Source organism: Sphingomonas sp. Leaf33 (assembly GCF_001421785.1).
Classification (GTDB): Bacteria; Pseudomonadota; Alphaproteobacteria; order Sphingomonadales; family Sphingomonadaceae; genus Sphingomonas.
This window is the reverse complement of the sequence record NZ_LMLB01000001.1, coordinates 1,006,512-1,020,917: the sequence shown is the minus strand read 5'-3', so window position 1 is coordinate 1,020,917 and position 14,406 is coordinate 1,006,512. Positions and strand designations below refer to the sequence as shown.

General features: G+C 68.8%; 14 protein-coding genes. 9 read left to right on the top strand and 5 right to left on the bottom strand.

Features of this window, described 5'->3' with window-relative positions:
- Positions 1–43 precede the first annotated feature (43 nt).
- The 8 genes from ASE86_RS05120 to ASE86_RS05085 all read left to right on the top strand — a co-directional run bounded on the left by ASE86_RS05120 (position 44) and on the right by ASE86_RS05085 (position 7,942).
- A complete protein-coding gene (locus ASE86_RS05120) occupies positions 44–454 on the top strand; it encodes a DUF2946 family protein (protein ID WP_162233309.1) in 411 nt (136 codons plus the stop codon).
- A 124-nt stretch (positions 455–578) separates the two neighbouring features.
- The gene (locus ASE86_RS05115; RefSeq protein WP_056423205.1) at positions 579–1,685 is read left to right on the top strand and encodes a PepSY-associated TM helix domain-containing protein; all 1,107 of its coding nucleotides are present in this window, start codon (positions 579–581) and stop codon (positions 1,683–1,685) included.
- Positions 1,686–1,694: 9 nt separating this feature from the next.
- A complete protein-coding gene (locus ASE86_RS05110) occupies positions 1,695–3,815 on the top strand; it encodes a TonB-dependent receptor (RefSeq protein ID WP_056423202.1) in 2,121 nt (706 codons plus the stop codon).
- Positions 3,816–3,872: 57 nt separating this feature from the next.
- Positions 3,873–4,361 carry a hypothetical protein gene (locus ASE86_RS05105; protein WP_056423199.1) on the top strand — a complete coding sequence of 163 codons (489 nt, stop codon included), beginning with the start codon at positions 3,873–3,875 and terminating at the stop codon, positions 4,359–4,361.
- A 41-nt stretch (positions 4,362–4,402) separates the two neighbouring features.
- The gene (locus ASE86_RS05100) at positions 4,403–5,326 is read left to right on the top strand and encodes a cation diffusion facilitator family transporter (RefSeq protein ID WP_056423196.1); all 924 of its coding nucleotides are present in this window, start codon (positions 4,403–4,405) and stop codon (positions 5,324–5,326) included.
- 163 nt (positions 5,327–5,489) lie between these two features.
- Positions 5,490–6,632, top strand: coding sequence for a tRNA guanosine(34) transglycosylase Tgt (gene tgt / locus ASE86_RS05095; protein WP_056423193.1), 1,143 nt, complete (start codon positions 5,490–5,492; stop codon positions 6,630–6,632).
- Positions 6,633–6,634: 2 nt separating this feature from the next.
- Complete coding sequence (locus ASE86_RS05090) at positions 6,635–6,826, top strand: hypothetical protein (protein WP_056423190.1); 192 nt, start codon at positions 6,635–6,637, stop codon at positions 6,824–6,826.
- A 96-nt stretch (positions 6,827–6,922) separates the two neighbouring features.
- Positions 6,923–7,942 carry a cell wall hydrolase gene (locus tag ASE86_RS05085; RefSeq protein WP_235523992.1) on the top strand — a complete coding sequence of 340 codons (1,020 nt, stop codon included), beginning with the start codon at positions 6,923–6,925 and terminating at the stop codon, positions 7,940–7,942.
- 39 nt (positions 7,943–7,981) lie between these two features.
- Here the strand turns inward: ASE86_RS05085 and ASE86_RS05080 are convergent, their stop codons facing one another.
- The 5 genes from ASE86_RS05080 to ASE86_RS05060 form a co-directional block, all read right to left on the bottom strand.
- A complete protein-coding gene (locus ASE86_RS05080; RefSeq protein ID WP_056423184.1) occupies positions 7,982–8,320 on the bottom strand; it encodes a hypothetical protein in 339 nt (112 codons plus the stop codon).
- Between the two features lie 128 nt (positions 8,321–8,448).
- Positions 8,449–10,248: a DUF885 domain-containing protein gene (locus ASE86_RS05075; protein ID WP_082441681.1), complete on the bottom strand. Its 1,800-nt coding sequence runs from the start codon at positions 10,246–10,248 to the stop codon at positions 8,449–8,451.
- A 100-nt stretch (positions 10,249–10,348) separates the two neighbouring features.
- Entirely contained in the window at positions 10,349–11,443 is a 1,095-nt protein-coding gene (locus tag ASE86_RS05070) for a winged helix-turn-helix domain-containing protein (protein ID WP_082441680.1), read from the bottom strand.
- A 59-nt stretch (positions 11,444–11,502) separates the two neighbouring features.
- Positions 11,503–11,853, bottom strand: coding sequence for a GntR family transcriptional regulator (locus ASE86_RS05065; RefSeq protein WP_056423177.1), 351 nt, complete (start codon positions 11,851–11,853; stop codon positions 11,503–11,505).
- Between the two features lie 30 nt (positions 11,854–11,883).
- Complete coding sequence (locus ASE86_RS05060) at positions 11,884–12,462, bottom strand: nitroreductase (RefSeq protein ID WP_056423174.1); 579 nt, start codon at positions 12,460–12,462, stop codon at positions 11,884–11,886.
- 135 nt (positions 12,463–12,597) lie between these two features.
- On the opposite strand from ASE86_RS05060, the gene ASE86_RS05055 reads away from it, so the two are divergent.
- Positions 12,598–14,391, top strand: coding sequence for a peptide MFS transporter (locus ASE86_RS05055; protein ID WP_056423172.1), 1,794 nt, complete (start codon positions 12,598–12,600; stop codon positions 14,389–14,391).
- Positions 14,392–14,406 lie beyond the last annotated feature (15 nt).

The following is a 14,406-nucleotide window of genomic DNA, read 5'->3' as shown; positions in this document are numbered from 1 at the left end:
CCCTGGCGATGACTTCTCTGCCGCTCGCCGTTAAAGCGACCGCGTGACCGCGCTGCGACGCCTCTTCCATGTCCGTCCGGGGCTCGCGTGTGCGATCGTCGCGCTGGCGCTTGCGATGAAATTGCTGGTGCCGGCCGGGTTCATGCCGACGGTGTCGCACGGGCGGATCGTGGTCAGCATCTGTAGCGGCACCGGTCCGATGACGATGGTCGTCGAGATGCCGGGCATGGCGCACCACGCCCCCACCGACGCGCCCAAGCATGACGAGGGGGCAAGCGCCCCCTGCGCCTATGCCGGGTTGATGGCGCCGTCGCTGGCGGCGACCGATCCGCTGCTGCTGGCGATCGCCCTGCTCGTCGCGATGGCGATGGCGTTGCGCCCGGTCGCGCTGCCGCTGGTTCCTGCCCCTGCCCGCCTGCGCCCCCCCTTGCGAGGACCACCGCGTCCGGCCTGATCGCCGGACGGTCCGCAGACTTCTGAAGACCTTCCGGCGCCGACGCCCGCGCCCCCGTGCGCGGCCGATTCCTGCCGACCGGAAGGACGATCATGTCCCCTCGCCTGCTTGCGGCGCGTTTTCGATGACGCGCGCGCGTATCCTTATCCGTCGTGTCCATCTTTGGCTTGGCCTGAGCGTGGGCGCTCTGTTCGTGCTGCTCGGGCTGACCGGGTCGGCGCTGGTCTTCTACGTCGAGATCGACGACCTGTTGCACCCGGAAACGCAGGTCGCCGCACCTGCACCGGCACCAGGCTGGGCATCGCCCGTCTGGGACCGCGCGCTGGCGACGGGCCGCGCACGGTTCCCCGACCCGGCCGGCAAATGGTCGTTCGAGGCGACCGATGCGGGCGGTGCCATCCCGGCGCGCTTCTATCCGTCCGCGTCGCACGCCGGGCATCACAGCGCGCCGCGAATGATGCTGTGGTTCTCGTCCGATGGCACCCGCATCCTGCGCACCGCCCCGTGGGGCGGATACCTGATGAGCTGGCTGTACGAGCTGCATATGCAATTGCTGGCGGCCGATACCGGGCGGCAGATCGTCGGCTGGTCGGGGGTCGCGATGCTGGTGCTGCTGACAAGCGGCGTCATTGCCTGGTGGCCGCGCGGCAGCTGGGCCAAGGCGCTGGCGTTCAAGCGGCGCGCGGTGTCGATCCGTCGCCTGCGCGACCTGCACAAGCATTTCGGGCTGTGGAGTGCGGGGCTGCCCGCTCTGTTGGTCGCGACCGGCGTGCTGCTCGCGCTCGACGACGTAAAGGCCTGGCTGCTCGCGCCGCCGCCCGTTCCCGCGCCGCATTCGGTGGCGACGGGCGGCCCGCCGATCAGCCTCGCCACCGCGCTTGCCGCGGCGCGACGCGCGGTTCCGCAAGCCCGACTGGTGTTCATCGACGTAACCGGCGCCGGAGACACGCCGATCCGCGTGCGCGTCGCGCTGCCCGGTGATGCGCACCGGCGCTTTCCCGGCAGCTATGTCTTCGTCGACCGCTTCTCCGGCCGCGTGCTGGCCGTCCACGACGGGCGGCGGGCGGGCGTCGTGTCCAACTGGATGCGGTCGATCCACGACGGCTCCATCGGCGGTCTGGCGACCCGCATCCTCGCCGTCCTGCTCGGCTTCGTTCCCCTCGCGCTGTTCGTCACCGGATGGCTCCACTGGCGCCGCCGCGTGCGCGCCGCTTCCCCCCTTTCCTGCTGAGATACGACCATGAAGACTTCGCTCATCACCCTCGCCCTCTGCCTGACCGCCACCGCTGCCCAGGCGCAGGATACCGTCGTCGTCACCGGCCAGCGCCAGCTGGAGGAGACGCCGGACGTCGCCGGCCGGCTGGGCCTGACCAACCGCGAGACGCCCGCGACCGTCGACTCCATCATGCAGGACCAGATGCAGGCGCAGGGCCTGCGCAGCGCGATCGAGGTGCTGAACGCCGCGCCCGGCGTCGCCGCGGGCAACCTGCCGGGATCGATCGGATCGGTGTCGATGCGCGGTTTCACCCGCGCGGTGAACTACCTCTACGACGGCGTCCGCATGGCCAATTCGGATGTCGGCGTGCGCAACTGGGACGCGTGGATGTTCGAGCGCGTCGAGGTCATCAAGGGCCCGGCATCGGTCACGTCGGGCGACGGCGCGCTGGCCGGTGCGATCAGTTTAGTGCCACGCCGCCCCGAGATCGGGCGGACCGTCGGCGAAGCGCTGGCGAGCTTCGGCAGCTTCGACACCGCGCGACTGGCGGCGGACGTCAACGTGCCGATCGGGCAGAGCGTCGCGGTGCGTGGCGATGTCGCCTGGTCGCGGACATCGGGCTGGGTCGACGATACCGATGCCCATACGCTGGCGGCCGCTGTCTCGCTGCTGTGGCAGCCGGCCCCGCGCCTGTCGCTGACGCTGTCGGCCGATTATACCGGCGATCGCCAGTCGAGCTTCTACTACGGCACGCCGATCGTGTCGCGCGCCGTCGCCCGCGATCCGTCGGACGCGGTGTCGGGCAGCGCCGGGCTGGTGCTCGACCGGGCGATGCGGCGGGTGAATTTCGACACGCTCGACGCGCGCGGAACATCGGACGCGGTCTGGCTGCGCGCGCGCGCCCGCTACGCGCTGTCGGACGCAGTCACACTGACCAGCGACACCAGCTGGTACGACGGCCAGCGGCGCTGGCGCGACGGCGACGAATATAGCTTCAACCCCGCGAGCCGGCGGATCGACCGCAGCGCGACGCGCATCACCCACGATCATCAGTTCTGGAACCAGCGCCTGCAATTGGCGGTCGACGCGCCGGTGGCGGGGCTGCGCAACCGCTTCGCGGCAGGCGCCGAATTCGGGCACACCGACTTCTTTACCCAGCGCCGGTTCGGGACGCTGCCCTCGGTCGATCCGTTCGCGCCCGATCGCGGCACCTTTCCGGCAGACACGCCCGCCAATTTCGCGACCCGGCAGGACGTGACGGCCGATGTCGATCAGCTGTCGCTCTTTGCCGAGGATGCGCTCAATCTGACGCCGGCATGGCTGGTCGTCGGCGGCGTCCGCTACGACCGCATCACGCTCGACCGCAGCGTGCTGAACGTGACCGCCGGCACGACGCTGGCGTACGGCCAGACGTACGATCCGGTCACCTGGCGGGTCGGCACCGTATACAGCGTGACTCCGCGCACGCAGCTGTTCGCACAATATACCCGCGCAGTGACACCGGTCAGCGGGCTGCTGTTCATCAGTGCCGCCAACGCGCGGTTCGATCTTACGACCGGGCGATCCTACGAAGCTGGCCTCAAGACCTCGCTGACCGGCAGCGGAGTCGAGTTGACCGCGTCGCTGTTCGATATCCGTCAGGACGACATCCTGACCCGCGATCCGGCCAACCCGGCGATCAGCGTCCAGGGTGGATCACTGCGATCGCGCGGGGGTGAGGTTTCGCTCAACGTGCCCGTCACGCGTGAACTGGGCGTCGCGCTGAGCGGCACGCTGCTCGATGCAAAATACCTGACACTGATCGAGGCCGGTGGCGCCGACCGCTCCGGCAACCGGCCGCCCAACGTCCCCGAACGGGTCGCCGACCTGACCGTCACCTATGCCCCGCGCGCCGCGCCCGTGACGCTCAGCGGCAGCGTGCGCCACACCGGCGACATGTACACGGCGAACGCCAACACGGTGCGGATCGCGCCGTTCACGACCGTGGAGGCGGCGGTCGCCTGGCGGACATCGGCGGGCACGCTGACCCTGCGCGGCCGCAACCTGACCAACGCGTTCTACGCCGACTGGTCGGGCTATGCGTCGGGCCTGGTCTTCGTCGGCGCGCCGCGCAGTGTCGACCTGGCCTTCACGCGCCGGTTCTGACCGCGTAGACCTGTGCGGGAGCGGCCGGTACCGCTCCCGTACGAAAGGTGTCGATCCATGCTCCTCGCGCTTCTGTTGCTCGCCACCGCGCAGGATGCCGCGCCGCCGCCTGCCGGAGACCCATTTCGCCCCGCCCCGGCGACGATCGTGGCGGAACCGGTCGCGCTGTTCCTGGCCGCCGCGGACCGCGATCGCGACGGGCGGACGACACTGGCGGAACTGACCCAGACGCTGACGGATACGACCGCGAGTGACCCGGCGTGGAACGCCGGCGTCGGCTTCATCGCCTATTCCGACTGGGCGGAACGCTGGCTGGGCGATCGCAACGGGGTGCCGACGCCGTTCGACCTCGACCGCAACGGCGACCAGAGGGTGACGGAGGGCGAACTCGTCACGCGGTTCGAGACGCTCTTCGCGCGGTTCGATGCGAACAGCGACGGCGCCGTCAGCCGCGCCGAACTGCTGACCGTTCGCACCAGCCCCTATGGCCGCCCCGAGCGCGAGGGCCGCGGACGGCGCGGAGGCGGACGCCCCGGCGAGCGATGAAACCCTGGCCTATCCCGCCGGCGAGCGGCTAAGCGCGCACCATGGGCGCGCATCACGATCATGGCCACGGCCACAGCCATTCCCACGGCCACTCGCACGCGCCGGCGGATTTCGGCCGTGCCTTTGCGATCGGCACGGCGCTCAACCTGGGCTTCGTCATCGTCGAGGCGGCGTTCGGCATCTGGGCCGATTCGGTCGCGCTGCTGGCGGATGCCGGGCACAATCTGTCCGACGTCCTGGGCCTGCTGATCGCCTGGGGTGCCGCGACGCTCGCCAAGCGCCCGGCGTCGCAGCGCTATACCTATGGCCTGAAAAGTTCGTCGATCCTGGCCGCACTCGCCAATGCGGTCCTGCTGATGGTCGCGGTCGGCGCGATCCTGCTGGAGACGGTGCAGCGCCTCGGCTCGCCGCCGCCGGTGCAGGGCACGACGATGGTGTGGGTCGCCGCGGTCGGCATCGCGATCAACCTGGGCACAGCGCTGCTGTTCGCGCGCGGGCGGCACGGCGACATTAACATCCGCGGCGCGTACCTGCACATGGCGGCGGATGCGGCGGTGTCGGCGGGCGTCGTCGTCGCAGGACTCGTCATCCTGGCGACCGGATGGGCGTGGGTCGATCCACTGGTCAGCCTGGCGATCGTTGCGGTGATCCTGTGGAGCAGCTGGGGGCTGCTGCGCGATTCGATCGGCATGGCGCTGCTCGCGGTGCCGCCGGGGATCGATCCGGCGAAGGTGTCTGCCTTCCTGTCCGCTCTGCCCGGCGTCGCGCGCGTCCACGATCTCCACATCTGGCCGATGTCGACCACCGAAAGCGCGCTGACCGCGCATCTGGTCATGCCCGGCGGCCATCCCGGCGACGCGTTCCTGACCGATCTGCAACACCGGCTCGACCATGATTTCGAGATCGGCCACGCGACGGTGCAGATCGAGATCGGCGAGGACGGCTGCGCGGTCCACGCGCACTAACGTGAAATCCTCCCCTGCAAGGCGAGGTGGCAGGCCGAAAGCCTGACGGACGGGTGTTCGGCTATCCGGATGGGGCGACACCCCTCCGTCGCGCTGACGCGCGCCGCCTTCCCTTTCAGGGGAGGATTTGCGCGGAGACGCCATATCCCTATGAGGCGAGCCCATGTCCCGTTTCACCTTCACCATCGCCGCGACAGACGGTCGCGCGCGGACCGGCGTCATCGCGATGGAGCGCGGCGAGATCCGCACGCCCGCCTTCATGCCGGTCGGCACCGCCGCCACCGTCAAGGCGGTGAAGCCCGCCGATGTCCGCGCGGCGGGCGCCGACATCATCCTCGGCAACACCTATCACCTGATGCTGCGCCCGACCGCCGAGCGGATGGCGAGGCTGGGGGGCTTGCACAGCTTCATGGGCTGGGACCGGCCGATCCTGACCGACAGCGGCGGGTATCAGGTCATGAGTCTCGCCGACCTGACGAAGCGCAGCGAGGATGGCGTCACGTTCAAGTCGCACCTGGACGGCACGCGCCACATGCTGTCGCCCGAGCGATCGATCGAGATCCAGCGGCTGCTCGGCTCGAACATCACCATGGCGTTCGACGAACTGGTGCCGACGACCAGCTCGCGCGAGGTGCAGGCCGCGGCGATGGAGCGGTCGATGCGCTGGGCGCGCCGCAGCCGCGACGCGTTCTTCGCCGCGGAGGACCACGCCGCGCACAACGCGATCTTCGGCATCCAGCAGGGCGCGCTCGACGAAGGCTTGCGGAAAGCATCGGCCGATGCGCTGATCGACATCGGCTTCGACGGCTATGCGGTCGGCGGCCTCGCGGTCGGCGAGGGGCAGGAGGCGATGTTCGGCTGCCTCGACTTCGCGCCCGCCCAGCTGCCCGCGGACAAGCCACGCTACCTGATGGGCGTCGGCAAGCCCGACGACATCGTCGGCGCGGTCGAGCGCGGGATCGACATGTTCGACTGCGTATTGCCGACCCGGTCAGGGCGCACGGGGCAGGCCTTCACGCGCGAAGGGCCGATCAACATCCGCAACGCGAAGTTCGCCGAGGATACCGGGCCGCTCGACCCGGCCTGCGCCTGCCCGGTGTGCGGGACGTGGAGCCGTGCGTACATTCATCACCTCGTCCGCGCGCAGGAGATTCTGGGCGCGATGCTGATGACCGAGCATAATCTGTGGTTCTATCAGGCGCTGATGGCCGATCTGCGCGCAGCCATCGCGGCCGGCGGACTCACCACGTTTGCCAATGGCTTCCGCGCCGCATACCGTGGCGGAAACAAGAGTTCGGGAGAGTAAGCGTGTCCGAAGACATCACCAACGAGATCGTCGCCGCGGCGAAGGACGCGAAAGAGCGGACCGAAAAGGCGATCGCAAAGGTCAAGCCGAAGGACGGCTGGCCGCTGAAGGCGATCGGCCTGGGGGTCGGGATCGGCTCAGCCGCGGTCGCCGCCGCGATGCTCTACGCCAATCGCGACAGGAGCGACGATTGAGCCACCGTTTCTTAGCTTAACCATGTAGCGTTTCACGGCGGGACAGGCCCAAATTTGCTGGCGAAATCGTCAACGTTCACCGCTATCTGACATGCCGTGATCGCACGGTGGTTCTCAATGCAGGGGCGCGGGGCGCTGGCTGCGCTGGCGGTGTCGCTGGCAGGTGCCGGCTTCTCCGCTCACGCCGGGCGTACGGTCGAGGGCCAGCCGCTGGCGATCCCGATGCCCCCTGCCCACCCCATCGGCTTCGATGCGCAGGAGCATTTCCCCGGCGCCGCGCTGCTGTACGTCGATGAGCAAAAGGATCTGCCGGTGACCGGTGCGACCGGTACCGTCGCGCTGCCCGCCGCCCCCGTGCCCGATGGCGGAACCGAGGGCGATGCCTCGATCCGTGCGGCCCAGCCGTTCGTCCTGCGCGGATCGATACTCGACAAGGCGCGCGCGGTGCAGTGCCTGACGACCGCGATCTATTACGAGGCCGCGACCGAGCCCGACGACGGACAGGCCGCGGTCGCGCAGGTGATCCTGAACCGGGTGCGCCACCCGACCTTCCCCGCGACCGTCTGCGGCGTCGTCTATCAGGGGTCGGAGCGGCGCGGGTGCCAGTTCAGCTTCGCCTGCGATGGCGCAATGGCGCGCGCGCCGATGCCGTCGGCGTGGGACCGCGCACGGCGGGTCGCGGCGCGGGCGCTGGCGGGCTACGTCTTCGCGCCCGTCGGCATGGCGACGCATTACCACACCTACGCGGTCACCCCGTCGTGGAACCGCAGCCTGGTGATGACGGGCATGTTCGGCGCGCATCTGTTCCACCGGTGGAAGGGCTATTGGGGTACTCCGCTGGCGTTTCGCCAGGCGTATCTGGGCGGCGAGCCGATGCCGGGGCCGCATGTGCCGGTCGAGACGCCGCTGGTGCTGGCGACCACGACGCCGACTTTGGTCACGCCGGCCATCGCGAGTGCCGCCGCGGCACTGATCGCACAGGCGACACCACCCGCACCCACGCCTGCTGCCGTCATCCAGACACCGCATGTCGCGAGCGGCGTGGTGCAGGAGCGCTATGCCGACGATTCGCAGATCCTCGATAAGTGGAAGGATTCGGGCAAGCCGCTGAAATGAGGAGGCCCCGCCGTCGCCGGCGAGGCCCCTCTGTTTTGCTTAGCGATAGCGACGATCCTGGCGATCGTTGCGCTCCCAGCGAACCTGGCGCGACAGCGCGTCGAAGCGGCGGTCGAGATCGCGGCGTTCCCATTGCGACAGGCCACCGGCACGGTAGCGCTGTTCGAGGCGGACGACCTGGCGGAATTCGCCACGCAGACGGACGGCTTCACCACGGGTCAGCGCGCCGCTGCGGATGCCCTGGTCGATGCGGCGGTCGAGGTTCGCCACGCGGGCGTTGATCGGATGCCAGTTGTTGTAGCCCTGCGCGCTCGCGACGGCCGGAACCGTGGCGGTGGCGATGCCGAGACCGGCGAGCATCAGTGTGAGCTTCTTCATGATACGCACTCCTCTTGAACCAACCCTGTTCGGGCATGAGAGGATAATGGAACGCAGCTGTCGCAACACCGTGCCGCAGACCTGCGAAAAGTGTCGCAGATATGTGTCAGGCTAACGACTTCGTTCAGTTATCCGGCGTTCATCTGCACCGCAATCCAGGCGATCACGTGCGCGTCGAGCACATCGAGCGGGACCGATCCCTGCTCCAGCACCGTGTCGTTGAAGGCGGCGAGATCGAACTTCGCACCCAGCGCAGCCTCCGCCTTGCGCCTGAGCTCCAGGATCTTCAGCTCGCCCAGCTTATACCCCAACGCCTGCCCCGGCCAGGCGATGTAGCGATTGACCTCGGCATCGATGTTCGCCGCCGACAGCGCGGTATTGTCGCGCATGAAGGCGACCGCACGGTCCTTCGTCCAGCCCTTGGCATGGATGCCGGTGTCGACGACCAGCCGGCAGGCGCGCCACATGTCGTAGCTCAACCGCCCCATCGCCTTTTCGGGCGTGTCGTACAGCCCCATCTCGTTGCCGAGCGTCTCGGCATAGAGCCCCCACCCTTCGGTGAAGGCGGTGAAGTGCGCGAGGCGGGCGCGCAGCGGCGGCAGGTCAAGCTCCTGCTGCATCGCGATCTGCATATGGTGGCCCGGCACCGCTTCGTGCGCGGTCAGCGACGGCAGTTCCCATAAGGGTCGCTGGTCGAGCTTCGAGGTGTTGACGTAATAGGTGCCCGCGATCCGGTTCTGCGGGCTACCCTGGCTGTAATAGGCGGTCGTCGTGCCTTCGGCGATCTCGGCCGGGATCGCACGGACGCCGTAGGGCAGGCGCGGCAGACGGTTGAACAGCGTCGGCATCTTGCCGTCGATGATTTTCGCGACGCGCGAGGCGGCGGCGAGCAGCTCCTCGGGGGTCTTCGCATAATATTTCGGGTTGGTCCGCAGTTCCGCCACGAACGCCTCGCGCGTCGCGAAGCCGGCACTCTTTGCGACCTTGTCCATCTCGGCACGGATGCGCGCGACTTCGCTCAAACCGATCTGATGGATCGCTTCCGGGTCCAGGTCGGTCGTCGTCTGCTGGCGCACGGCGAAGCGGTAATAGGCCGCCCCGCCCGGCTGCGCCGACACGCTCGCGACCTTCGCGCAGGCCGGCAGGTAGCGCGTGCGGATATAGTCGGCTGCCTTGGTGTAGGCGGGATTGACCTGCCCCCCGATCACCGTCTTGGCGCGCGTCTGGAGCGCGGTCCATTCGGCCTCGCTCGCATCGCGCGGCTTGTATTTGACGAAGGGCGTATAGAAGCGTGACGCGGTCGCGTCCGTCGTCACCACGCCGCGGATCGCCTGCTCGACGCCGCCCATCGACACGCAGGGCTGCGCATAGCCGGCTTTCACTGCCTGCTGGGTGATCGCCAGCCACGTGTCATTGACCGCCGGCAGCTTCTCCAGCCGCGTCAGGTAATTGGCGTAGTCCTGCTTCCCCCGGAAGTTCAGCCGCTCGCCCATCCCGGCCATGCCCTGCCAGGGCGAGGAATAGCTGGTGAACAGGATCATCCGCTGGCCGAAGCGATTGCCCTCGATCGTCTCGGCCAGCATCCGGCGCAGGATCGCCTTGTTCGTGCGATCGGCGGGCGTCAGGGCGGCATCGGGGATTGCATCGAGGCGCTTTAGAAACGCCCCGGCCTGTGCGGCGCGGCGGTCCTCGGCGGCGAGCGAGGGGTCACCCAGTTCGGTATCGTAATCGCGCACCCCGACCGACGAGGCGAAGGTCGGGCTCTCGCGCAGGGTCCAGGCATAGTGATCGGCCAGCAGCGTCTTCAGATCGTCGGTCGGTGCGGCCGCGACCGGGCCGGCGAGCGCCATCGCGGCGGCGACGCCGCCAAACTTCACGAAGCTTGCCCATGCCGCACGATTTCGCGGCGTGAAGTTCTGGCGAAGCATGGCGTTCGTTTTCCCTGGTTGAAGACCGGCCGCGACACCGGCCGTTGGGGCCGAAGGTGCGCAGGAAAAATCCAACTTTGCAATCCGGGTGCGAGCCGGCTTAGGCCCCCACCGTCCGCTCCCGCCGGCCCGCCGCCAGCGTCCGCTCGGCCAGCGTGATCGCCGCGACCAGGCAGGCGGCAAACAGCCCGCCTTCGAATGCGCCGGTGAGGGCGAGGCCCAGGCGGTCGCCGGTCAGCGCGAGCAGCCCGTCGAAGCGCATCCGCGATCCCGGAAACGCATCCGACAACAGCATCAGGCTGCCCGCGAACATCCGCCCGCCGGTGAGCACGATCGCCGCGCCGGCGATGCCGCCGATCACGCCCGCCGCCAGGATCGCGCGGCGCAGCGCCGTGCGGGTCGCCAGCCACGCCGCCAGACCGACCGCCGCACCCAGCGCCAGCCCCTCCGCCGCGCCGGTGACGTTCCCCGGCGGTCGCCCGAACAGCAGCGTGATCGCATCGATCCCGAGCAGCTTCACGACCGCGCCGACGACCATCCCACCAGCCGCGCCGCCGGCGACCCTCCACCGCGGATCACCCAGCCGCGTAGCGACCGCGATCCCGAACGCGACGCCGACCCCGCCCAGCACCGCGATCAGGATGGTCAGGCACAGCATGACGACCAGCACGGACGCCGCACCGGGGCCGGCCTGTCCCGGCTGCACGGCGCCGGCAAAACCATAGATCAGCCCGCCGATCAGCCCCGCCATCCCCGCCCCGACGGTGCCCGCCGCGCCGAGCAGCAGCGTGTCGCGTCGCCGCTCGCCGATCGCGGCGGCGGTGATCGATACGGGCGGAACGACGACATCAGCGTCGGCCGTCGGATCGGCCACGGCCGCGACGAAGCGATACCCATGTTTCGGTACCGTCTCGATAAAGCGCGGACGGCTGGCATCGTCGCCCAGCACGCGGCGCAACGTGCGGATGCACTGGGTCAGCGCTTCGTCGGTGACCGGCACGCCGTGCCAGACCTCGTCAAGGAACCGGTCCTTGGTCACCAGCCGGCCGTTCTCGCGCACCAGCAGCACCAGCGCATCGAGATAGCGCGCGTTGACATCCACCGCCGCCCCGTCGCGCGTCAGGCGCCGGTCGGCGGCGTCGAGATGCCAGGCGTCGAAGCGGAAGCTGTCGGTCATGCCGCGCGGAGGAAGCATGGGCGGCACGCGATGGCAAGGCGATTGGGGGGGGGGCAGCCGGTCGCCCCCGGCCGGACTCAGGCGGTCTCGCGGTCCAGCAGTTCCGCCGGGTCCAGTCCCAGCAGGTCGATATGTTCGCGCACGCGCGGCCACATGCCGGTCAGGAAGCGGTCACGCTCGGCGGTGCGCAGGCGTTCGACCGCGCCGGGCAGGACGAACATGCCGACGCCGCGACGGACCTCGACATAGCCGTCGTCCTGAAAGCTCTGATAGGCCTTGGCGACGGTCAGTGGATTGGCGCCCTGGTCGGCGGCATAGGCCCGCACCGATGGCAGCTGGTCGCCGGCGCGATATTCGCCGCGCAGGATCGCCGCGGCGATTCCGGCGCGAAGCTTCAGATAGACCGGGCTTTCGTCAGATACTGCCATGCTGTCATAATACAGCGTTCCGCCGGAGCGTCAATCCTGCCAGAATGACAGTATCTGCCCCATGTCCGGTCGCGGACGTTCGTCGAGCGGGCGGGCGGGCGAGCCGATGAAGACGAAGCCGGCGATGCGCTCGTCCTCGGTTCCGAACGCGTCGCGCACGGTCGGCGAGAACGCCGCCCACCCGGTCAGCCAGCCGCCGACGAAGCCGTGCGCGCCCGCCGCATTCAGCAGCTGCATACAGGCGGCACCGGCGGACAATTCCTGTTCCCACAGCGGGATCTTGCTGTCGCGCCTCGGGCTCGACAGCACGACGACCAGTGTCGGCGCCTGGTGCGCGAACTGGTCGATCGCGTCGGTTTCCGCCCGCCCGGCGTCGGGCTTGTCGATGCGGTACGCCGCCTGCAGCAGAGCGGCGAACGCGTCGCGCCGGTCCGGTCCGACGACGACGAACCGCCAGGGAGCCAGCTTGCCGTGGTCGGGCACGCGGCCGGCCAGTGAAACGATGGCCCGCAACTGGTCCGCGTCCGGCCCCGGCGCGATCATGTCGCGCGGTTTGCCCGAGCGGCGGGTGGCGAGGAACGACAGCGGCGTGGTCAGGTCGTTGAACATGGGCGCAGCCTCTAGCAGACCCGCGACTGCGACTGCACCCGCTTTACACCCGCCGATTTCTGCCTAGGGTCCGGCACCATAAGCACGGACGGCGCGTGTGTTCGCAGCCGTCCCGGTATCCAGGGAGACTCCATTTTGGTCGACAGCCCGACGGCGGACAGCCGCCAAGAGCCCGACATCAGCCACGTCGATCCGACCGACCAGAAGGCCTGGTTCGGTCACCCGCGCCAGCTGGCGCGGCTGTTCTCGACCGAGATGTGGGAGCGGTTCGGCTATTACGGCATGCGCGCGCTGCTGATGCTGTACCTCACGCAGCATTTCCTGTTCGGCGACCGGCAGGCGGCCGGGCTGTACGGCGGCTATACCGCGCTCGTCTATCTGACGCCGCTGATCGGCGGGTATCTGGCCGACCAGTATCTGGGGTCCAAGCGCGCAGTGAAATTCGGCGCGGTGCTGATGGCGCTCGGCTATTTCACGCTGTGCTTTGGCGGCGAGACGGCCAAGCCGTTCGCGACGATCGATGGCCAGCGCTATGAAGTGACGGTCGAAAAGGGCGCGGACGGCGCCGAGACGCGCTACATCACGCAAGGCGCCGAGCGGCTGACGATCAAGGGCAACGACGACAAGTCGGTGTCTCTGCTCAGCCCCGACGGCTCCGAAGCGCAGCGCGTCGCACCGGGCGCGTTCGTGTCGGACGGCGCGCGCAGCCCGTTCTACGTGACGGTCATGCTGATCGCCTTGTGCATGGTCAGCGTCGGCAACGGCTTCTTCAAGCCCAATATCTCGACGATGGTGGGCGAGCTGTACGCGCAGGGCGACCGCCGCCGCGATGCAGGCTTCACGATCTTCTACATGGGCATCAACCTCGGCTCGCTGCTCAGCCAGTTCTTCTGTCCGCTGCTGGCGGTCACGGTCGGCTGGTGGGCGGGCTTCGGCCTGGCCGCGATCGGGATGCTCGCGTCGTGGGCGCTGATCCAGTTCGACGGCGGCAAGCTGAGCGGTTATGGCGAGCCGCCCAAGCGCGCCGGCGCCGACCGGGCGCTCGGCATCTATGCTGCCGCGACGCTCGGCATCCCGCTCTTCTACCTGCTGTTCGTCAACCTGATGAACGCGACCGCCGCGGCGGAAGGATCGGGCATCGTCGGATACGTCATCGCGCTGCCGCTGATGGGCAAGCTGCTGTTCGGCACCTTCCTGCTGTCGGTCCCGGGCATCCTGATCTGGTCGTGGATGAGCGGCAACCGCGCCGAATTCCAGATGATGGTCGTGGCGATGGTGCTCATCACCTTCAACACCGTGTTCTGGACGCTGTTCGAACAGGCCGGGTCCAGCCTGACGCTGTTCGCCGACCGCAATACCGAGTTGAACATCCTCGGTTACCAGATGCCGGCGGCGCAGACGCAGACGTTCAACGCGCTGTTCATCGTCCTCTTCGCGCCGATCATGGCGTGGCTGTGGGCGAGTCTCGCCAAGCGCGGCCTGGAGCCGTCGATCCCGGTGAAGTTCGCCATCGCGCTGATGGGCGTCGGCCTGGGCTTCCTGTTCCTCGTCTGGGGCGGGCAGTTCGCGGGGCCGGACTTCAAGGTGGCGCTGGGCTGGCTGGCCGGGCTTTACCTGATCCATTCGCTGGCCGAGCTCTGCATCTCGCCGGTCGGGCTCAGCATGATTACCAAGCTGTCGATCGCCCGCATCGTCGGCCTGATGATGGGCCTGTGGTTCCTGTCGATTTCGGTCGCGCAATATGTCGCGGGCGTCGTCGCGCAGGTCGCGTCGGTCGAGACGGTCGGCGGGCAGGTGACCAACCTGAAGGTCAGCCTGGACACCTACAACGGCGTATTCTGGACGATCGGGCTGGTGTCGGTCGGCATCGGCATCGTCCTGCTGCTGCTGTCGCCGGTGCTCAAGAAGTGGATGCACGGCGTCCAGTGATGGCGTAGCCTCCCC